The 20536-nt window shown below is 64.9% G+C and carries 23 protein-coding genes; 6 read left to right on the plus strand and 17 right to left on the minus strand.

The features are described 5' to 3' along the window. Positions 1–240: 240 nt before the first annotated feature. Positions 241–675: a hypothetical protein gene (locus tag BM436_RS36770; RefSeq protein WP_143133472.1), complete on the plus strand. Its 435-nt coding sequence runs from the start codon at positions 241–243 to the stop codon at positions 673–675. Between the two features lie 380 nt (positions 676–1055). Here BM436_RS36770 and BM436_RS34335 read toward each other — a convergent pair whose 3' ends face one another. From BM436_RS34335 to BM436_RS34345, 3 genes are all read right to left on the minus strand, one after another. After that, on the minus strand, positions 1056–1364 hold the full coding sequence (locus BM436_RS34335; RefSeq protein ID WP_093561345.1) for a DUF1272 domain-containing protein: 309 nt from the start codon (positions 1362–1364) through the stop codon (positions 1056–1058). 63 nt (positions 1365–1427) lie between these two features. Continuing rightward, complete coding sequence (locus tag BM436_RS34340) at positions 1428–1805, minus strand: hypothetical protein (RefSeq protein WP_143133473.1); 378 nt, start codon at positions 1803–1805, stop codon at positions 1428–1430. Between the two features lie 7 nt (positions 1806–1812). Further along, on the minus strand, positions 1813–2154 hold the full coding sequence (locus BM436_RS34345; protein WP_093561349.1) for a hypothetical protein: 342 nt from the start codon (positions 2152–2154) through the stop codon (positions 1813–1815). A gap of 207 nt (positions 2155–2361) precedes the next feature. Here BM436_RS34345 and BM436_RS34350 point away from each other — a divergent pair, with 207 nt between their 5' ends. Then, positions 2362–4485 carry a hypothetical protein gene (locus tag BM436_RS34350; RefSeq protein WP_093561351.1) on the plus strand — a complete coding sequence of 708 codons (2124 nt, stop codon included), beginning with the start codon at positions 2362–2364 and terminating at the stop codon, positions 4483–4485. Between the two features lie 69 nt (positions 4486–4554). Here the strand turns inward: BM436_RS34350 and BM436_RS34355 are convergent, their stop codons facing one another. From BM436_RS34355 to BM436_RS34390, 9 genes are all read right to left on the minus strand, one after another. Continuing rightward, complete coding sequence (locus BM436_RS34355) at positions 4555–6681, minus strand: DUF4214 domain-containing protein (protein ID WP_093561353.1); 2127 nt, start codon at positions 6679–6681, stop codon at positions 4555–4557. 96 nt (positions 6682–6777) lie between these two features. Beyond that, entirely contained in the window at positions 6778–8871 is a 2094-nt protein-coding gene (locus BM436_RS34360; protein ID WP_093561355.1) for a putative bifunctional diguanylate cyclase/phosphodiesterase, read from the minus strand. 113 nt (positions 8872–8984) lie between these two features. Continuing rightward, positions 8985–9380: a YybH family protein gene (locus BM436_RS34365; protein WP_093561357.1), complete on the minus strand. Its 396-nt coding sequence runs from the start codon at positions 9378–9380 to the stop codon at positions 8985–8987. Between the two features lie 7 nt (positions 9381–9387). After that, the gene (locus BM436_RS34370; protein ID WP_093561359.1) at positions 9388–9831 is read right to left on the minus strand and encodes an SRPBCC family protein; all 444 of its coding nucleotides are present in this window, start codon (positions 9829–9831) and stop codon (positions 9388–9390) included. A 157-nt stretch (positions 9832–9988) separates the two neighbouring features. Continuing rightward, a complete protein-coding gene (locus BM436_RS34375; RefSeq protein ID WP_143133474.1) occupies positions 9989–10477 on the minus strand; it encodes an LURP-one-related/scramblase family protein in 489 nt (162 codons plus the stop codon). A gap of 92 nt (positions 10478–10569) precedes the next feature. Beyond that, entirely contained in the window at positions 10570–11640 is a 1071-nt protein-coding gene (locus tag BM436_RS34380; protein WP_093561363.1) for a sugar kinase, read from the minus strand. Next, the gene (kduD, locus tag BM436_RS34385; protein ID WP_218164990.1) at positions 11637–12395 is read right to left on the minus strand and encodes a 2-dehydro-3-deoxy-D-gluconate 5-dehydrogenase KduD; all 759 of its coding nucleotides are present in this window, start codon (positions 12393–12395) and stop codon (positions 11637–11639) included. Before kduD ends, BM436_RS34380 begins: the two co-directional genes overlap by 4 nt. A 2-nt stretch (positions 12396–12397) precedes the next feature. Beyond that, a complete protein-coding gene (locus BM436_RS37380) occupies positions 12398–12562 on the minus strand; it encodes a hypothetical protein (protein WP_177307797.1) in 165 nt (54 codons plus the stop codon). Between the two features lie 95 nt (positions 12563–12657). Continuing rightward, positions 12658–13719, minus strand: a complete 1062-nt coding sequence (locus BM436_RS34390; RefSeq protein ID WP_093561365.1) for a LacI family DNA-binding transcriptional regulator — start codon at positions 13717–13719, stop codon at positions 12658–12660. Positions 13720–14035: 316 nt separating this feature from the next. Here BM436_RS34390 and BM436_RS34395 point away from each other — a divergent pair, with 316 nt between their 5' ends. The 4 genes from BM436_RS34395 to BM436_RS34410 all read left to right on the plus strand — a co-directional run bounded on the left by BM436_RS34395 (position 14036) and on the right by BM436_RS34410 (position 17739). Next, positions 14036–14761, plus strand: coding sequence for a Crp/Fnr family transcriptional regulator (locus BM436_RS34395; protein WP_093561367.1), 726 nt, complete (start codon positions 14036–14038; stop codon positions 14759–14761). A gap of 197 nt (positions 14762–14958) precedes the next feature. After that, entirely contained in the window at positions 14959–16671 is a 1713-nt protein-coding gene (locus tag BM436_RS34400) for a PAS domain-containing hybrid sensor histidine kinase/response regulator (RefSeq protein ID WP_371859712.1), read from the plus strand. After that, positions 16655–17506 (plus strand): response regulator, encoded by an 852-nt coding sequence (locus tag BM436_RS34405; protein WP_093561383.1) that lies wholly within the window; start codon positions 16655–16657, stop codon positions 17504–17506. Before BM436_RS34400 ends, BM436_RS34405 begins: the two co-directional genes overlap by 17 nt. Continuing rightward, on the plus strand, positions 17503–17739 hold the full coding sequence (locus tag BM436_RS34410; protein ID WP_093561369.1) for a hypothetical protein: 237 nt from the start codon (positions 17503–17505) through the stop codon (positions 17737–17739). Before BM436_RS34405 ends, BM436_RS34410 begins: the two co-directional genes overlap by 4 nt. A 104-nt stretch (positions 17740–17843) precedes the next feature. On the opposite strand, the gene BM436_RS37385 is transcribed toward BM436_RS34410, so the two are convergent. The 5 genes from BM436_RS37385 to BM436_RS34430 all read right to left on the minus strand — a co-directional run. Further along, on the minus strand, positions 17844–18413 hold the full coding sequence (locus BM436_RS37385) for a transporter substrate-binding domain-containing protein (RefSeq protein ID WP_177307799.1): 570 nt from the start codon (positions 18411–18413) through the stop codon (positions 17844–17846). A 444-nt stretch (positions 18414–18857) separates the two neighbouring features. Beyond that, the gene (locus tag BM436_RS34420; RefSeq protein WP_093561373.1) at positions 18858–19175 is read right to left on the minus strand and encodes an addiction module antidote protein; all 318 of its coding nucleotides are present in this window, start codon (positions 19173–19175) and stop codon (positions 18858–18860) included. 1 nt (position 19176) lies between these two features. Further along, on the minus strand, positions 19177–19473 hold the full coding sequence (locus BM436_RS34425; RefSeq protein ID WP_093561375.1) for a type II toxin-antitoxin system RelE/ParE family toxin: 297 nt from the start codon (positions 19471–19473) through the stop codon (positions 19177–19179). 288 nt (positions 19474–19761) lie between these two features. Beyond that, positions 19762–20064, minus strand: a complete 303-nt coding sequence (locus BM436_RS36775) for a hypothetical protein (RefSeq protein WP_143133475.1) — start codon at positions 20062–20064, stop codon at positions 19762–19764. 177 nt (positions 20065–20241) lie between these two features. Beyond that, on the minus strand, positions 20242–20536 hold a 295-nt coding region (locus BM436_RS34430; protein ID WP_143133476.1), incomplete at its 5' end, for an integrase core domain-containing protein.

Raw genomic sequence — 20536 nt, forward strand, 5'->3', positions numbered from 1 at the left:
GCGCTTATTGGTGCAATATTGGGTGCGTTTCTAGGGTGGAAATGGTTCAAAAAGGGCCGCAGCCAGCGGCCGTCAGAATGAGGTTGTTACCCCAGCGCACCGCAGGGTCCGAGAAGATGTGATGTCCGCTTTGGGGCGATAACGGACTGTCATCCGACTTCCCCTCCCCAGCCGAAATAAACGCAACAAAATATGAGTACTTTCCTACCATCAGCGTTTCAGAAATTGCAGCGATGCAGCATGCCAGAAGCTGAGAGGCGGCTTTCCGAACGATTTGGGCTGAATTGGGATGTTCAGATGCAGGATTGGGACCTAAACAATGCTAATGCTAATTTGTTGCCAAGGTTTCTGAACATATTGTCAGAGCCAACTTTGTCCGATGATGAGTTGTATGCCTTAATGGGGGTTACAATAGCATCGGTAGATGAAGCTCTACAGCTCGGCATCGACGGAAAAATTATCGAGGCATATCTTTCTTCCCTTGAATACCTCTTGCTTCAACGCCCTTATCTATACGTATCAGCCGTGTTGTATTGGGCCGAGCCAGCACTCCTTAATCTGGAAGACGATGAGCAATTTCCAATTTCCAAGCATATGGCACGTTTTTGGGTCCAAATTTTACCAAGACTGGATACAGGCAACTTGGGTCAGCAAATTCCGCCCCCGGAAAAATGAGCAGATGAATTTCGGGTTGGGCTATGCGAACTTCGCTTTGGGACGGAAGCGGCCGCTTATTGAAACTGGGTTGTCAATTCAGATCAGCGACCACTACGGTTGAAAGGGAATTCAGCTCAGGAATCCCACCATGCGTTTGCTGGCCAGGCCCAGTCGCATTCGAACGCTCAATCACGTCAACGCGCAAACATAGTGAGATTAAATGCCTCAGATTTTCGCGAGCATCTCGTCGGTAACGTCTGGCCAACTCATCATACACAGCGTTCTGTATTTGATAGGACTCGACGCGCGCAGAATCAGATGCCAAGGAACGACCCGATTGGGGTTTTGATCCAGCTCATCCGCTTTCATCTCGCTAAAATAGTGGCGGTCAGCCGCAATTACCTTTGCTCCGGCGGTATCCCCTCCAGCTCCCGCAGCAATTCCGCATGCCCTTCCAGGTTCGCCGGACGATGCTTGACTGCGGTGCTGGCGGGATATTTGCCCAGATAGTTATCCCCTTTCCAGTTCCGTGCCGGACGAACCGGCCTGTGCACGAATCCGCCGCCGCAATTCGGGCAGGTATTGGCCAGCACGCCCTCCGCGCAATCCGCGCAAAAGGTGCATTCGAAACTGCAGATGCGTGCGTTCAGCGTGGAAGGCGGCAGCGCGGTATTGCAGTGCTCGCAGGAAGGGCGCATTTCAAGCATCGATCTCTCCAGAGGAAACAATGTGGACGCCAATATTAGCATCCAAGCAAGCACGCTGCGGCGCTAGGCTTCGATCCCCGGCGCCCCATCCTTGACCTGCGCCTCCACCGTCCGCAACATCGCCCACAGCGAATACGCGCCGATCAGGCTGCCCACCGGGAAGGCGAACAGGAACAGGATATTGGTGACGATCAGCCAGCCCTTCGCCACCCGCGAGCCGCGCAAGTAGCAGATGCCGGCGATGATGTCCGACAGCGACAGCACGCCGATCACGGCGCAAACGGCCTTGATGAAGAACGCGAACACGCGCATTTCATTGAGGTCGATGCCGGCCGCCACCACCACGCCGCTGATCAGCAGCACCATGCCCAGCACGGTGAACAGTCCGAGCGCCCCGGCCGCGATGGCCAGCCACGCGGCGACCTGCCGATGTATGTCCATTTTCAAGTCATTCCGCCTTCACGGACAGTTGTTTGATGTTGGCCGCCTTGCCGTAGGTGACCGAGACCAATAGCGGCGCCTGGCAACGTCCCCGGTACAGATAGGAGCGTTCCTCCCCCTTCGTGGTCCGCCGCAGCAGCTCCAGCGGGACCGCAGCCGGGCAGCCGCGCAGCAGCGGCGCGGCCTCGGCGCCAGCGTCTCCGGCCATGCGCGACAACGCCGCGGCGACCTCCCGCGTCACCTCCGGCTCCACGTCGTCGATGGGCTTGGGCGGCCGTTCGCCCGGCGCGGCCACGGCGCAGCCAGCGGCCAGCGCGCCGGTCAGCAGGACGGATACAAGATGTCGCATATGCAGCACTCCCGGTCAAGAAAGCGCCATCTTAGCCCCCGCCAGACGAAGTGTCCAAATGTCTAAATTTGAACAAGACGGGGGCGTTTGTCTATTAACGCACAGTTTCCCAAATCCCAAAAAGCCGTCGCTATACTCGTCCTTCGCAAATCCGACCCGGCATTGCGCTCTACGTTTGCCACCCGATCCAACAGGAGAAATTGCAGCATGCGTCAACTTAATCGTTCCATCATCGCTTCCCTGATCGTTCTTGCCTACGCGGGCGCCGCCCACGCCGGCAGCTTCGCGGTTGACAACCTCACCGTGTTCTCGAACACCTCGGCCAACTCGGCGGAGGAAGTGCTGCGCCAGAACGCCGCCCAGTTCGGCCTGCCCGCCTCGCTGAACAACCTGGTGCTCGTCAACGTCAAGGAATCGCTGACCGGCAAGCACTACCACTACCAGCAGATGCTGCGCGGCCTGCCCGTCAACCGGGCCGAGATCGTCGTCTCCATCGGCAAGAACGGCAAGCTGCAGAAGATCTACAACGAGACCCGCCACATCTCCGACAAGGTGGACGCCAACGCCGTCAACCAGTTGTACAACCAGGCCCAGATCACCGAGGACCAGGCGCTGGACAAGGGCTGGCGGAACATGAAGGTGCAGCACGCGCTGATCGACCCGCCTTCGACCGAACTGGTGTGGATGCCGACCAAGGACGGCGTGCAGTTGGCGCGCAAGGTCAAGATCGAGGCGCAGATGCCGACCGGCGGCTTCGTGCAATTCCTGAACGCCCACAACGGCGAAGTGATCGATTCCTACTCGACGTCCCTGCCGCGCAAGGGCGAGCGCTCGCTGGCCGCCCGCGCCAACGCGCCGGGCCAGATGCTGGACCGCCAGGCCGCCACCAAGGCCGCCGCCGACACCCGCGCCGCGCGCACCACGCTGGCCGCCCAGTCGGTGGCCGCCGTGGCGTCCGGCATCAACGGTTCCGGCAACACCTTCGATCCGGACCCGCGCACCGCCCTGAAGCTGGACTCGCTGGCCGACACCTCGTCCGCCGCCACGTTCGACCCGGCCTACGCCAACAAGACGCTGCTCGACCTGACCGTTACCGGCGGCGTGTACAAGCTGACCGGCCCCTACGTCAACATCAAGAACATCGAGGCGCCGAACACCGCGCCCAGCACCACCACCAACGGCGTCTGGACCGCCAAGCGCGGCAACAACGCCTTCGACGACACCAACGTCTATTTCCACCTGGACCAGAACCAGCGCTACATCCAGTCGCTGGGCTTCACCGGCACCAAGTCCATCATCAACCGTCCGCTCGACGTCGACACCGACGGCGTGAACGGCGACGACAACTCGCACTACAGCCACGGCGGCGCCACCGATTACCTGGCCTTCGGCCACGGCTGCGTCAACGACAGCGAGGACGCGGACGTCATCCTGCACGAGTACGGCCACGGCATCCAGGCCAACATCAACTCCAGCTGGAGCGGCGGCGACACCGGCGCCATGGGCGAGGGCTTCGGCGACTACTGGGCCGCCTCCTATTCCTACAGCACCGCCAACGGCAAGACCTACCATCCGGAATGGGCCTTCAGTTGGGACGGCCACGGCGCCTGCTGGGGCGGCCGCGCGATGAACCGCACCGACGCCAAGTACAACAGCGCCAAGACCTACGGCGCGCACCAGTCGGTAACCGAGAACGGCGTGACCTTCCAGTCCGACGAGCTGTGGTCGGCGCCGCTGTACGAATCGATGGTGGCCCTGCTGGCGGCCGGCAAGCCGCGCGCCAACATCGACCAGATCATCCTGGAGGCGCACTTCGGCTTGGGCAGCAACATCAAGATGCCGGCCATGGCGACCGCCATCGTCAACGCCGCCAAGAACCTGTACCCGTCGGACCTGAGCTACGCCAACACCTTCCAGGCCAAGTTCGAGGCGCAGAACATCCTGGGCGCGGTACTGCCGCCCGGCCCGACCATCAGCGAGACCGAGAGCAACAACACCACGGCCACCGCCAACACCATCGCCACCGCCGGCACCACGGTGAACGGCGCGATGAGCGCCAGCGGCGACGTGGACTACTTCAAGGTCACCATCCCGGCCGGCAAGACGCTGACCGTGACCATGACCCCGAACGCCACCTCGGACTACGACCTGGAACTGTACAGCAGCACCGGCACCAAGCTGAGCTCCAGCACCAAGGGCACCGGCCAGGCCGACGTGGTGACGCGCGCCAACACCGGCTCGACCGGCCTGGTGGTGTACGCGAAGGTGATCTACTACAGCGGCGGCACCGGCGCCACCAATGGCAAGTACAGCCTGGTGGCGGGCTGGTAAGCTTAAAAAATAGAAAAACAAGCTCCCAGTGATTGGCCAGCCCGCGAGGGCTGGCCTTTTTTCATTGCGCTAGAATGGCCCGGCCGGCACGCCCCAGCGCGTGTACTCGATCGACACGCCCACAACGGCGGCGCTCACCTGCTGGTGCTCCGCGCTTTCGCTGAAGTTCAGCAGCACCCCGTCCAAAGAGATCGCGTGCCGGTCGAGCAGACCGGTCCAGTAGGCCTGGCCCGCCGCGTCGGGCTGGCGGTGCAGGACATCGCGGTACAGGCCGGCGACGAACTCGCCATGGTCCGGCTGCGCGCCGTAACGCGCCTGGAACTCGGTTGACGCGGCGAATTGGCCCGCTATCTCGCCCAGTTCCGCGCCCGCGTCGGAGCGCGACAGCCAGTAGCCCATGCCATAGATGTCCGGCGCGCGGCCGAACGCCGACAGGTATAGCCGGAAGATCTGCCCGGCCGCGCCGTCCACGTCGAAGGCGACGCCCTGGTTGAAGAAGTGCAGGCGCTCGACGCCATCCAATATGTCCACGTCGCCCGCGCCCGTGCCAGCCAGGCTCGTCACGGTGACCTGCCCTTGCGAGGACTCCACGGTCACGCTGCCCCTGAACAGCGGCCATGATGCGCGGTCCAGGCCGCCTCCGCCGCTTATCCGATCGGCGCCGTCGCCGCCGTTGAGCGTGTCGTCGCCGGCGCCGCCCTCCAGCAAGTCGTCGCCATTGCCGCCGGAAACGGCGTCGGCGCCATCGCCGCCATACACGCGGTCGTCATCGGCGCCGCCATGCAGCATGTCGTCGCCCGCGCCGCCCAGCAACACGTCGTCGCCCGCGTCGCCGTCCAGCGTGTCCTTGCCGGCGCCGCCGGCCAGCGTATCGTTGCTGGCGCCGCCGGTGTACTGGTCGTCGCCCTCGCCTCCCTGGAAGCTGGCGCCGGCGGGATCGCCATTGGGTGCCACGCCCCCGGCGAAGTTGGCCGCCGTCAGCCCCACCGCCGCCACGTCGACCAGCCGCACCGCGTCGTGGAAGAACGCGCCGCCGGCGGCGCCGTCCGGGTCGTGCTGCAGCACGGTTTCCAGGCCGCGCTGCACCAGGCGCAACGCGGCCGCCGCGCCGAACGGATTGCCGCCGCTATACGCCTCGCCCAACAGCAGCTTGAGATCGATGATGTCGCCGCCGGCGCCGGCCTTGAAGTCGCCGATCGTGACGACATTGCCCTGGTTGGCCTCGATCGCATAGCTGTCCACCCCGGCGCCGCCGCTCGCGGTGAGGACGCGGATGGCCTCGCTGGCGCGGATGGTGATGCGGTCGTCGCCGTCGCCGCCCGAGAGCGCCAGCGTCTGCGCCGCCCCGGCCACGCCGCCGAACACCAGCAGGGCGTCGTTGCCGCCGCCGCCATCGAGCGTGCCGCTGCCATAGGCCAGGGTCAGCGTGTCGGCGCCGCCGCCGCCGTCGAGCAGGCCGGTGCCGCGCGACTCGTCGTACAGCGTGTCGTCGCCCGCGCCGCCATACATCGCGTTGTCGCCGAACCACTCTGTCAGCCTGTCGTCGCCGTCGCCGCCGCGCAGCGTGTCGTTGCCGTCGTCGCCACCCAGGTAGTCGTTGTCCGCGCCGCCATCGAGCACATCGTCGCCCGCGCCGCCGGACAGCGCGTCGTCGCCGCCCTCGCCATACAGGATATCGTCGCCATCCATGCCGAACAGGAAATCGCCGGCCGGCGATGGTTCGTCGCCGCCCAGGATGACGTCGTTGCCCGCGTGACCGTACAGGCTGTCGCCGCCCGCGCCGCCGGCCAGCGCGTCGGCGCCGGCGCTGCCGTGAAACAGGTCGGCCAGCGCGGTGCCGGTCCAGTCCACCGGCGCGGGCGCGGGTTGGCTTTCCAATTGCCAGTAAAAACTCGAGGAAACGTCCATCGGATTGCCCGCCAGGTCCAGCACGAAATTCTCCGTGAGGCGCACGTCGACGGAGGTGCCGTAGGCCAGCCCCTCCGGCAAACGCAGGCGCAGCGTGTCGCCCGAAATCGCGATGTACGGGCTGTCGGCGCTCAGTTCGTACAAGGTCTGCGTGGGTGGACCCACCGTACCGATGATCAGCGGGCCGGTGCCCGCCTTGACCGGTGCGCTGAAGGTGAGCACGACGTCGGTCCCGACCGCCATGCCGCCCGGTTGCAGCGGCGGCCAAACCCGGATAAGTCTAGGCATAGTGTCCCCAATGGGTTAACGATGGGACACTATTACCGATTTTTTAATTCCCGTCCATCTTCTTGGAGGGAGACCCCGTCACAAGGCCCGGGCGCGTCACGCGGCGTCGGCCATCAGCAATTGCTCAAAGTCCAGCGGCGGAAGCGGTTCCGAGAAGAAGTAGCCTTGCGCCAGGTCGCATCCCGCGGTCCGGAGCCAGTCCTTTTGACCGGCAGTTTCCACGCCCTCGGCGATCACTTGCAGTCCGAGCTTGTGGCCCATCGCGATAACGGACTCGACGAACATGCGGCTGTCCGGCTGGTTCGTCACGGCATTGATGAAGGAGCGGTCGATCTTCAAGTAATCCACGCCGAACTTCTTCAAGTGGCTCATCGACGCGTAGCCGACACCGAAATCGTCGATGGCCAACTGCCCGCCTCTCTTCCTCAGCCGCTCCAGTCTCGCCCGCACGGCCGGCGAGCTATTGAGGAGCACATCCTCCTTGATTTCGATCAAGATGCCATCGTCGCGGATTTCGGTCCAGCTCCCCTTCGACGCCGTCAATATGAGTTCAGCCGCCGATTTGTGGATGGCGATCTGAAACGCCGCCGCGCCCAGGCCACGCCATCTTTCCGCGTGCGCGGACGCCTCGTCCTGCACCCAGGCGCCGAACTCGCTGATCAGCCCGGTCTCCTCGGCCAAGCCGATGAACTCCGCGGCGGACATCAGCCCGGATTGCGGATGTTGCCACCGCAATTGCGCCTCCGCCTTGACGATGCGTTCCGACGCGAGATCCACGATGGGCTGGTAATGCAGGCACAACTGGCGCTCGCGCAGGGCGTGGCGCATTTCATCGATGACCCGAAGGCGCGCCCACGCGGCGTTGCGCATGCCTATGGTGAAAAAGCCGAAACGATTCCGGCCGGCCGCCTTCGCCGCGTACATCGCCTGATCCGCGTTCCTGATCAAGTCTTCCGAGCTGCTCGCGTCCTGCGGGAACAAGGTGATGCCCACGCTGCCTGAAACCTGGGCATCGCTGCCAAGGACGGAAAACGGCTTCGCCAGTTCGTCGAGGATCTGCTGCGCCAGGATTTCGACGTGGGAGGTTCGGCGGACTTCGGCGAGTATCACGGTGAATTCATCGCCCCCCAGCCTCGCGACCGTGTCCATGTCCCGCACGCAGCCCTTGACGCGCTGCGCGGCCTGCCGCAACAGTTCGTCGCCGGCGGCATGGCCGAGCCGGTCGTTGACGTCCTTGAAACCATCGAGATCGATGAACAGCAAGGCGAGCGGCATCTCGGCGCGCGCCGCGCGCTTGACATCGCGCTCCAGGCGGTCATGGAACAGGCTCCGGTTCGGCAAGCCGGTCAAGGCGTCATAGTTGGCGTCCCTCCTGGCCCTGTCCTCCACCGCCTTGCGCTCGCTGACGTCGCGCGCGGTGCAGGCGATCGCCTCCAGGCCGCCGGCGTCGTCGAGCACGGGTATCAGCAGGCCTTCATGGGTGGCGGCGCCGTCCGACACCGGTGGAATGCAGGGAATCTCGCCCCGGTACACCCTCCCGGACGCGTTCAGATTGTCGACATGCCGACGTAATTCCTGCGCCCCGACAGTGCACAGATCGAACAGGTTTTTCCGAATGATTTCAGTGGTGGACATGCCATACAGGCGGGCAAACGACTTGTTCGCGTAGAGGATGGCGCCATCGCCCTGCATGATGAAATTCAAATCGGGAGAGGAGGACAACAGGGCGGAAAATAGCCGGGTCTGGCGATTCTGTTCCTCGGAAAGCCGTTCTAGCGACTCGGTCAAGGCTTGATCGATGGCTTCGTTGAACCGGGTGATCTCATCGGAGCCGTCCTCGCCCTGGACCGGATTCGTCGCGAACCAGAGTCGCAGGACACTCGCGCGCAGCGCACGGAATTCGGACAGCGCGTCGTTCACGTTGAAACCACTCGTGACGCGTTCGGCACCGTGCAGTTCGGCTTCGGTCGGCAGCGGGCCGCGCGGGCCGCGCCCTTTCGATTTCGCCACTTGCTCCGCGGGCGACTGCGGCCGATCGAGGTCGCTGGCGATGGTGTGGAGAATGCCGACGGCGTGATCGCGCAGCGCCGCCGTGTCCAGATCGCGCGCGGAAGGAATTTCCTTCGCGAATTTCTCCCAGGTGTCGAGAATGGCGGGCAGGTTTGAACGGATGAATTCGGAGAGTTTCATGGTCTTAAATTGCTTCAGTCAGGCAAAAAAAGAGCAGAGACTACGTCCATGTTAGATCAGGGACGTCCCGTTTTGTTCATACACTTCGGCGGGAACACGCGTCCGCCAACCACTCACCGCGGCTTCGGCGCCAGCATGTTGGCGTCGCGCGCCAGCAGCCATTTGCCGTTTTCCTTTTTGAGGATGGTGAGCGTGTGGCCCGCGCGTTCGATGGCGGGCGCGCCGTCCGCCGGCGTGACGGTGACGTTCAGCCTGGTCCACATGAAGGCCCAGCCGTCCATGATCTGGATTTCCCGAATCTCGCTGTCGCCATCGATCTCCGGCCCGCCCCGCCCCGCCTGCGCGCGCGACTGGCTGGCGAATTCCTCCTTGAGCATCGGCTCCCGGCCCGGCATCAGGAAGACGACGTCGTCCGACACCAGGCTCAGCACAGTCTCCACATCGCCGGATTTGCTGGCCGCCATCCAGGTGGCCACCAACTGGCGGATTTGCTCTTCATCGGTGGACATGGATTTCCTACCCCTTGATTTCAGCCTCGACCAGCTGCGCCAGCAGCGTCAGCGATTCCTGCCAGCCCAGATGGCAGGCTTCCGCCGGAATGGCGTCCGGTATGCCCTCCTGCACGATGCTGAGCTCGGTGCCGCAGAAAATCCGCCGCAGGGACAGCGTCGTCCGCATTTCGCCGGGCAGGTTCGGATCATCGAACTTGTCGGTATGTTGGACACGCTCGTTGGGCACGAGTTCCAGGTACTCGCCGCCGAAACTGTGGCTGTCGCCCGTCGTGAAATTGGTGAACGACATCTTGTAGCTGCCGCCCACCCTGGCGTCCATTTCGTGGACCTTGCCGGTGAAGCCGTGGGGAGGCAGCCACTTGGCCATGGCGTCGGGATCGAGCAAAGCCCGGTAGACGCGCTCGGGTGGCGCACGCAGGACGCGATGGAGGTGGATGGTGCTGGGCATGGTCGCTATTCCTTTCGGTTGGATGTGCGCTGGCAAAGCCGGTCGATATTGTTCTTTTCGCGATTGAGCGTGTCGACAAATATACCTCGCGAACGCATTTCCTGGTCGGCCTTTTAAATCGCGGCCAGGATGGCGCCGTTCGCGGGATTCAATTTCGCTAATCGCCGGAAGCCGCCGCATCGCGCCGGTCGAGCTGCAGAACGACCATGACGATGACCGTGAACAGCTCGTTGTCGCCGTAGATCTCGATGCGGTGGCGGTCGCGCAGTGAAAAGATCTCGCCGGTGGCCTTGGCGATGGTTTCCTGCCCCTTGGCGATCTCGAAGCGGCGCTCGAACAGGCTGCCCTTGATGACGGCGCCGCGCAGCGGGCCGCCGATCACGTAATACTGGCGGGTCCAGGAGAACACCTTGCGCTTGACCTGGAAGTCGCCCAGCTCGCCGGAAACCAGCCAGGTGGGCACCCACGAGAGGATCTTCCTGCGCACCCGCGCCACCTCGGTGCCCGCGCGGGTGATGTTCCACGTGCGGGAAAGGAAACCCCACTCGCCGCTCGCTTCGTACGCCAACTCGCCGCGCTCATCGCTGATGTCCATCCTGCCTCGCAGTGAAAGCAGTTTGTTGGCGATGTTGAGGGTTTTTGGCATGGGCTGAATCCGCGCGCAGCTGTTGACGAATTCGCAAATTCTAGCATGCCCCTACGACGCGAAACCGGGGACAGACCCTCCGCACCACAAGCCTACGCAGGGGCCATGGACCCGGATCGCGGGTCTGTCCCCATTGTCGCTGGCTTGGGCGGTATCGCGCCGCGGTGGGCCAGCGTGGCGGCGGCGGCGGCATTGGCGTCCTGCGCCGCCTGCAGGGGCGGCGCGCCGTCCAGCAACCGGGTGAGGAAGACGCCGTTCCAGGCGTCCCCCGCGCCAGTGCTGTCCACCACCTTCACGCCGCGCACGCCGGGCACTTCGCTCGCCATGCCGTGGAACAGCAGCCGGCAGCCGTCCGCGCCGCACTTGAGCGCCACTTGCGGGCATTGCGCGCCGAACCGGCGCAGCGCCATGCCGGCGCCGCCCGCGGCCGGCGCCGGCGAGACGCCAGCCTCCGGCGGCAGCAGCTCCACGTCGGCCGGGAAGCTGGGCAGCACGATGTCCACATAGGGCATCAGTTCCAGCCACGCGGCCCGCGCCGCCGCCAGCCCGCCGCGCGCCTCCCACAGGCGCGGACGGTAGTTCGGGTCGTAGGCCACCTGCACGCCGGCCTCGCGGGCGATGCGGGCGGCGGCCAGCGTGGCCTGCCGCGCGCTGTCCGACAAGGCCTGCGTGATGCCGGACAGCAGCAGGCAGCGCGCGCCGCCGATGTAGGCCGCGTCCAGGTCGCCGGGCGTGATGGCCGACGCCGGCGTGCCGGCGCGGCGGTAGGTGAATTCGCGCTCGCCGTCCTCCGCCACCGAGATGAAGTAGACGCCGTTTTCGCCGTGCACCTTGGGCGCGCAGCCGGTGTCGACGCCCTCTTCCCGCCACGCCGCCAGCAGGCTCTCGCCGAAGGGATCGTCGCCCACCCGCGTGATGAAGCCGGTGCGCACGCCCGCGCGGGACGCGGCCACCAGGGAGTTCAGCACGTCGCCGCCGTAGCTGCGCCGCAGCGCCGGTGCCTGGCCCAGCGGCTCCGCCGCGTACAGCTCCACCATGCATTCGCCGAGGCCGACCAGGTCGAACCGGGCGGCGCCCGGCTCGGCGGTCGACTCGGCGCTCGAATCGACGCTCGAACCGCCGTTCGAACCGACGCCCGATTCGCCGTTCACCGGGCCGCTCATCGCGCCAGCCATCCGCCGTCGACGGCCAGCACATGGCCGTGCACGTACGCCGCGGCGGGCGAGGCCAGGAACACGGCGGCGCCGGCCAGATCGGCGGCCTCGCCCCAGCGTCCGGCCGGGATGCGTTCCAGGATCTGGCGGTTGCGCGTCTCGTCCGCGCGCAAGGCGGCGGTGTTGGCGGTGGCGATGTAGCCGGGCGCGATGCAGTTGACGTTCACGCCGCGGGCGGACCACTCGTTCGCCAGCGCCTTGGTCAGGCCCACCACCGCGTGCTTGCTGGCCGTGTAGGCCGGCACGCGGATGCCGCCCTGGAAACTGAGCAGCGAGGCGATGTTGATGATCTTGCCCCCGCCGCGCGTGAGCATCTGCGCGCCGGCCGCGCGCGACAGGCGCCACACCGCGTTCAGGTTCACGTCCAGCACGGCCTGCCAGTCCTCGTCGCTGTAGCTGGCCGCCTCGTCGCGGCGGATGATGCCCGCGTTGTTGACCAGGATGTCGACCTGTCCCAGCGCGCCGGCCACGTCGGCCAGCACGGCTTGCGGGTCGGCGTCCGCCAGCTCGCAGCGCACGGCGTGGAACTTGCGGCCGGTGGCGGCCACCAGCGCCGCCGTGTGCTCGGCCGGACTGGCATGCACGGTGACGGCGACGTTGGCGCCCGCCTCCGCCAGCGCGGCGGCCAGCGCCTGGCCGATACCGGTCGCGCCGCCGGTCACCAGCGCGGTCTTGCCCTCGAGGGAAAACATATTGGTCGCCATGATCACACCATCCCCACCAGTTTTTGCGTCCACGCCAGGGACCACAGGTGATAGCTCCGCGAGCCGGGCGCGCCGGCGTCGGTATGATGGCCGTATGGCGGCGAGCTGAGATTCTCCGGCGTGGTCAAGCCCGCGCCGGGCCGCGGATGATGGAAGTGCTGGGTCATTTGGTTCCTGTGGTGGGTTGATTGATCGTTGCTTGTTGAAACACGCCTTGGGCGCGCCAGGTCCTGGCGCAGCCGCGAGAGGAAGGCGGCCATGCTCAGTTCCCCGTCGGGGCGCGGCGGCGCCCGGGTTTGGCCACCGGCAACGGCGCCGGGCCGCAGGACTCGCGGATCACCAGTTCGCTGGGGAAGTCGGTGCGCGAGCGCTGCTCCGGCGACGCGGCGATGCGGCGCAGCAGCTCCTGCACCGCCATGTCGCTGATCTGCTGCAGCGGCTGGCGTATCGTGGTCAGCGGCGGGTGCACGTGGGCGGCGGCCGGAATATCGTCGAAGCCGATGATGGACACGTCCTGCGGAATGCGCTTGCCGTTGGCGCGCGCGGCGTCCATCACGCCGAAGGCCATTTCATCGTTGGCGGCGAAGATGGCGGTCGGCGGCTGCCCGAGGCCGAGCAGCTTCTGCCCCGCCTCGAAGCCGGACAGCTGGCCGAAATCGCCCTGCACCACCAGTTGCGCGTCCGGCGCGATGCCGGCCTCGTTCAGCGCGTCGTTGTAGCCGCGCTGGCGCTCGCCGCTCTGGCCCGAATAGGCCGACCCCGTGATGAAGGCGATGCGCCGGTGGCCCAGCGCGACCAGGTGGCGCACCGCTTCGCGCGCGCCGAAGTAGTTGTCGCCGCGGACCACGGGCAGGCTGGTCTCGGTGCGGCAGTAGTTGATCAGCACGATGGGCAGCTTGCTGCGCTCCAGCGCCTCGATATGGCCTTCGCGCACCTTCGGCATCACCAGCAGCAGGCCGTCGCACAGGCCCTGCAGCATCCGGTTGGCGCCCTTGCTGCCGGGGCTGCCCAGGTCCTCGACCGCGTTGTAGATGATCATGTCCATGCCGGCCTTGCGCACGGCGGTACTGATGGCGCCGACGACGGCGTTGATCACCGAGGAATTGAGGTCGTTCAGCAGCACGCCCACCACGTTGGTGCGGCTGCCCTTCATCATCTTGGCGGACAGGTTGGGCGTGTAGCCCAGTTCCTCGGCGGCGGCCACCACTTTCTCGCGCGTTTTCTGCGCGACATAGCCTTCGCCGCTCAGCGCGCGGGACGCCGTCATCACGGAGACGCCCGCCTTGCCGGCGACGTCGTTCAGGGTTGCAGTGGCGTTAGACATGGTGGCCTCGTTTTAATGTGGTGCTTCATGGATGGGGTGATTACCTCGGATAACGTTATCATATAACAGTCGCGCGTCCAACGCCACGCCGCCTGGCACAGGGGGGCGAACGGCTGGATCCCGCCGCCCTTCACGGGCGTGGAAACCGTTATCGTGGTACTTGCATGCCCTCGAAGTGGTAACGATGCCATGTCATACCCGACAATGCCCGCGCAACAGAAACTTGCCGGGAGGTGACATGTGTTATGCTGAACCACGGCCATCGTCCTGCCGCCTTTGCTACCCGTCTAGTTGACCACTGGAATCAGGAGTTGCCATGGCCAGCCCAGACGATCCCCGGCGGAACCACTTGCTGGCCGCCCTGCTGGACGCCGAATACGACCGTCTCGCGCCCCACCTCGAGCCCATCGCCATGCCGCTGGGCGACGTGTTGTACGAGTCCGGCGGCAAGCTCAGCCACGTATACTTCCCCACCACCGCCATCGTCTCGCTGCACTATGTGCTGGAGAACGGCGGCTCGTCCGAGATCGCCGGCGTCGGCAACGAGGGCGTGCTCGGCATCGCCCTGTTCATGGGCGGCGACACCACGCCCAGCCGCGCCGTGGTGCAGACCGGAGGCGGCGGCTACCGCCTGCGCTCCCACGTGCTGGTGGAGGAATTCAACCGCGCCGGCGCCGTCATGCGCCTGCTGCTGCGCTACACCCAGGCGCTGCTGACGCAGATGGCGCAAACGGCCGTCTGCAACCGCCACCACTCGGTGGAACAGCAGCTGTGCCGCTGGCTGCTGCTGACGCTGGACCGGCTGCCGACCAACGAATTGACGATGACCCAGGAACTGATCGCCGGCATGCTCGGCGTGCGGCGCGAGGGCGTCACCGAGGCGGCCGGGCGACTGCAGGGCTACGGCTACATCAGTTACCGGCGCGGCCACATCACGGTGCTGGACCGCGAGGGTCTGGAGGCCGACGTGTGCGAGTGCTACCAGGTGGTGCGCACCGAGTTCGCCAGGCTGATGTCCGACGTGCGCCAGCGGAGCGCCTGACCATGTACGTCAGACAGAAAACACCCGCCGAGCGCCTGCTGCTGGCGGCCTTCGCCATCATGCTGACGCTGCTGCTGGCGATCTGCGCGCTGGCCTGGGGCGCCAAACCCGATTCCGCCTCGGCCTTGCGGCTGGCCGGCCTGGGCGCGTTGGCGGGCGCGTTGTTCATGGCCGGCGTGCTGCTGCGCATCCTGTGGATGATACGCAACCGCAGCAGCGTGCCCTTCGGCCAGCAGCCCGTGCTCAAGGCCGACGCGCTGCAGCGCGCGATACTGGATAGCGCCAATTTCTCCACCATCGCCACCGACGCCCAGGGCGTGATCCAGGTGTTCAACGTGGGCGCCGAGCGCATGCTGGGCTATCTGGCGGCGGACGTGGTGAACCGCGTGACGCCGGCCGCCATCTCCGACGCGGGCGAGCTGGTGGCGCGCGCCGCAGCCCTCAGCCTGGAACGGGGCACGGTCATCGCGCCCGGCTTCGAGGCGCTGGTGTTCAAGGCCTCGCGCGGCATGGAGGACATCTACGAACTGACCTATCTGCGCAAGGACGGCAGCCGGCTGCCGGCCATCGTCTCCGTCAGCGCCCTGCAGGATGGGCGCGGCCACGTGATCGGCTACCTGCTGATCGGCACCGACAACACGGCGCGCAAGCGGGTCGAGACCGAGCGCAAGGAGATCGCCCGCGCGCTGCAGGAAACCAACGCGGCACTGGAACTGGCGCGCGCCACGGCCGACAAGGCCAACCGCGCCAAGTCCGAGTTCCTGTCGAGCATGAGCCACGAGCTGCGCACGCCGCTCAACGCCGTGCTGGGCTTCGCGCAGCTGATGGCGTCCACCAAGCCGCCGCCGCCGCCGTCGCAACAGCGCTCGCTGGACCAGATCATCAAGGCCGGCTGGTATCTGCTCAGCCTGATCAACGAGATCCTCGACCTGGCCGCGATCGAGTCGGGCAAGGTGGTCATGTCGCACGAGCCGATGGCACTGTGCGACGTGCTGCGCGACTGCCGCGCGATGATAGGCCCGCAGGCCCTGCAGCGCAAGGTCGCCATCCATTTGCCGGACCCGGACCAGCCCTGCTTCGTGCACGCGGACCGCATCCGCGTCAAGCAGGTGATGATCAACCTGCTCTCGAACGCGATCAAGTACAACCGCCCCGGCGGCAGCGCCACCGTGAGCTGCGAGCGCATCGGCGCGATGGTGCGCGTGAGCGTGCGCGACACCGGCGCCGGCCTGGGCGCGGAGCAGATCGGCCAGCTGTTCCAGCCCTTCAACCGGCTGGGCCAGGCCGACGGCGCCGAGGAAGGCACGGGCATCGGCCTGGTGGTGACGCGGCAGCTGGTGCAGCTCATGGGCGGCAAGATCGGCGTCGACAGCGAAGTGGGCGTGGGCAGCACCTTCTGGATCGAACTGGCGGCCAGCAGCGCGCCGGAGCTGGCGCTGCCGCCCGCGGCCGACGAGCCGCCCGATCCCGCCGCGCCATCGGGGCAAGCCAGCACGCTGCTGTACGTGGAGGACAATCCGGCCAACCTGAGCCTGGTGGAGCAGCTCGTCGCGCGCCGCAGCGACATCCGACTGATGACCGCCACCGACGGCCGGCGAGGGCTGGAACTGGCCATGAGCCAGCTGCCGGACGTGATCCTGCTGGACATCAACCTGCCCGGCATCAGCGGCTACGGCGTACTCACCATATTGCAGGCGGAACGGGAGACCGCGCACATCCCGGTGATCGCGCTGTCGGCCAACGCGCTGCCGGCCGACATCGAACAGGGCCTGCAGGCTGGCTTCTTCAGCTATCTCACCAAGCCCATCAACGTCGTCGATTTCATGCTCGCGCTGGACCTGGCGCTGCAGTTCTCCCAGCGCAATGGCAATCATATGGATCTCGAGGAACACCATGTTAGAAGCAACTGAATTACTGAACGCCCGCATCCTGATCGTCGACGACCAGGAGGCCAACGTCATGCTGCTGGAGCAGATGCTGGAAAACGCGGGCTACCACTGCGTGCAATCCTGCATGGACCCCTTCGCCGTGCGCGCGCTGCACCGGGAGCACGCCTACGACCTGATCCTGCTGGACCTGCAAATGCCGGGCATGGACGGCTTCCAGGTGATGGACGCGCTGAAGGACATCGAACCGGACGGCTACGTGCCGGTGCTGGTCATCACCGCCCAGCCCGAGCAGAAACTGCGCGCCCTGCAGGCCGGCGCGCGCGACTTCGTCAGCAAGCCCTTCGAGCTGGTGGAAGTGGAAGCCCGCATCCGCAACCTGCTGGAGGTGCGCCTGCTGAACCAGAAGCTGCAGCGCTACAACCAGCAGCTGGAACACACGGTGCTGCGGCGCACGGCCGAACTGCGCGCCAGCGAGGCGCGCTTCCAGCGCTTCACCGAGCTCTCGTCCGACTGGTACTGGGAACAGAACGCGGACGCGGAACTGATCTGCTGGTCCGGCCCGGTGATGGAGATGCTGGGGCTGGCGCCGGACCACGCCGGGCAGCCCGCCTCCATGGGCGAGGGCTGGAACCCCGAGGAGCGGGCCAGGCTGGCCGCCAACATCGCCGAGCGCAAGCCCTTCCTGGACTTCATCTACAGCCGCAGCGCGGGTGGCAAGACGCAGTACGTGGAGGTGAGCGGCGAACCCATGTTCGACGCCGGCGGCAGGTTCGCCGGCTACCGCGGCGTCGGGCGCGACGTCACGCACATGCTGTCGCTGCTGCCGCGCGCGACGGGCGCCAAGGACTCGCCATGATCATCAACAAACGGGTGGACCACGCCACGGCCGACATCGTCGAAACCGGCGTGAGCATGCGGCTGACCTCCGAGGGCGAAGCCGCGCTACGCTTCCTGCGCAGCCTCGGCGTGGGCGAGGACGTCATCCTGCGCATCCTCGACCCCGCCGGCGCGCGCCGCCAGGTTTGCCGCCTGCCGCGGCCGGCCGCGCTGGTGCTGCTGCGGCCGCCGGGACTGCGGCTGGTGACCTGATCATTTCAGGTCTCGTAAACACGTCGTCCCGGTTGAATACCGGCGGCATGGCCCAACCTGCGGTCCATGTTAAAAAGTAAACTCAACTGGAAGCGTCCGCTGTTTTACCTGCTGCTGCCGATCTTCCTGGTGATGATCTTCCTCGGCTTCCCCATGCCCGTGGCGCCGCCGCCGTCGATGAAGGCGAAGCAGGAGCAATCGGTGCCCGAGAAGAAAAAGAAACGGACCGACCACATCGGCCCGCGCGGCGACCGGTAAAGCGCCAGCAGCTCGCCCAGCCGCAAACGCGGCGGCGAAGGCAGGTCGGCGCGGGCCAGGGCCACCGGCGGCAAGTCGCGGTAGATCGCCTTGCTGAAGCGGGCGAACCGCTCCCTGGCCGCGTTGCGGAACCAGCCCACCGCGCAACGCCGGCCGCCCTCTTGCAGCAACACCAGTTGCCGGTTGGTCGGCGCCCGCTGCCAGATGGTGGCGATGCCCGCCGCCTGGAACGCCTGCAGGGCCGGCGTGGCGGTCAGGCCATGCACCGATCCGTCCTTGCCGAGCATGAGGTAAGGCGGGCGGTCGTTGTAGTACACGGTGATCCCGTCCTCCGCCAGGCTGGCCCCGGCCGGACACCATGCGCCCAGCAACAGCGCGCACCGCAACGCCCCCCGCAACACGCCAAGCCGCCCCATGCCGCCCCTTCAACGTGGATTCAAGCCATCCCCATGGCCTACGATAAACGAAAAAGCCGCCCGGCGCGAGCGGGCGGCTTTTTCCTGTGGCGCTGCCATCAGTATTGGTAGCGCGGGCCCAGGTAGTACTGGCGGCCTGAAAACTAGGCTGAGCGACGGATTGGTACCACTCGTGGCGACCGAGTTGGCGCCGGCGATGCTCACGTCGGCGGTGGACGCCGCGATAATACCCGCGTGTGCGGGAGCGGAGAAGAAGAAAAACGGTGAAAATAGAGGCGGCGAAAGCGCCACGCGTTGCGTAGCACATCTGCATTCCTGTTCAAAAGAGAGTTGACTAATGGACAGCACTGCGGGGATGGGGCAGCCCCTATCAAACGACGGTCATCGGCTTGTTTGGCTAAATGATATCCAAATTGATTTGACAGCGAAGCTAAATTTCACTAATCACAAGAATAGTGTTTCCTGATCAACATCCTGAGCACGGGTTCGGGCAGTCAACTCAAGCCCCACCGCTCGCATCACGGCAAGCGCGGTCTTCAATGTTGGGTTTCCCTGCTCGCTGAGCGAGCGGTAGAGTTGCTCGCGGGACAAGCCTGCTTGCCGCGCCACCTGTGCCATCCCCTTGGCGCGCGCCACGACGCCAAGCGCCTTGGCAATGTAATTGGGATCGCCGGTCTCGAACGCGTCAGCGACGAACAGCGCTATGGCTTCCGGGCTGGTCAGTGCCGCTGCGGGGTCGTAGGTGGTCAGTCGCTTTTCCATATCAATCTTTCCACTCGCGCGCCAAGCGTTTGGCGGTCTCTATATCGCGGCGCTGCGACCACTTATCACCGCCGCAGAGAAGAACTACGATGGTTCCGCCACGCTGCTGATAATAAATCCGATAACCGCTACCAAGATGAATACGAAGTTCGTTGATCCCCTCGCCAACTGGCGAAGTGTCTCCAGGCAAACCGTTCGCCAAACGATACAGTCGCGCGGCGATAGCAGCTCGGAGCAAGGGATCTCTGAGCGAAGTCTCCCACTTTTGGAAAGCGTCTGTTTGCCGAAGTTCCATCATCAATGTAGTTTATAGACTACACCATAGGCGGACTAGATGCAAGGATTTGCATCGGCCGATGTAGTATTTTACTTTCGGCTATAACAGCGATAAGCAGTGCGATTCACGTCAATCGTGAGCGTGACGCCTACGCATGGAAGTACCAAGCGCCTTTCCATATGCAACGTCTGCAAACGCCCCATCTCGGACCTTCGTGTCTTTTTTCTACTAGATATTCGGAAGAGGATTTTTTATCCGGCTCTAATATCTTAAAGGCTAAGGTACGTGCCTATGGGGGCACTGGTGAGCCTAGGATTGTTCATTTCTTGGAGAGCTCCGAACCATGTGTTCAATGTAGGGGGTGATCTTCTCCATCATGTGGGCTGAAAATGCAGCAGCATGCTCAGGAAGAATCATCTCCCTCTCTTTGATCCCAAGACTTTTGGCCGCATGATGAAAACCCTCTTTCACTGTATTCTCAAGAGCGCGACGCTGCCCTCGGTCCATAATGATGGACATTGCAAAATTCGCAGCAGCACTGTAATTTTCTAGATCACAGCCATCACCGTTTAATACTAAAGAAAGTTCCTCAGCAGTGATGGTGCCAGGCACTCTTACTCCGGTTGGGGTTCCGTCAATCGGGTTGATTGAGTAGAGCTCGCTTCTAAGCGGGCCAGTGTATTTCTCCCCCAAGAGAACGATCCATCTATAGAGGCCGAAATACTCAATGTATGACCAAACCCTTCCAGTCTCCGGGTCGGCGTTTGTCAACGTAGTTGTCGTGTCATCTCAAGCTGCTTGCTGTAGTTCTTCTGGCCGAATCCGTTCCGGATTCAACCAGACCTGATCTTCCAGTTTCCAATTCCTCGTGTCCTGCGACCAGCGCTGAGGATTGCGGTTCTTGGCGTCACGATAGACCTGCTCGCGGCGCGCCAGAATGGCCGCATCCTGGCCAGTGTGACGCTGCGCCGGCGTCACAAACTTCAGTCCGCTGTGCTTGTGCTCCTGGTTGTACCAGCGCACGAATTTCAGTGTCCACGCCCGCGCTTCCTCCAAGCCTCCGAATGGTTTGCTCGGGTAGTCT

Source organism: Pseudoduganella namucuonensis (assembly GCF_900116645.1).
Classification (GTDB): domain Bacteria; phylum Pseudomonadota; class Gammaproteobacteria; order Burkholderiales; family Burkholderiaceae_D; genus Rugamonas; species Rugamonas namucuonensis.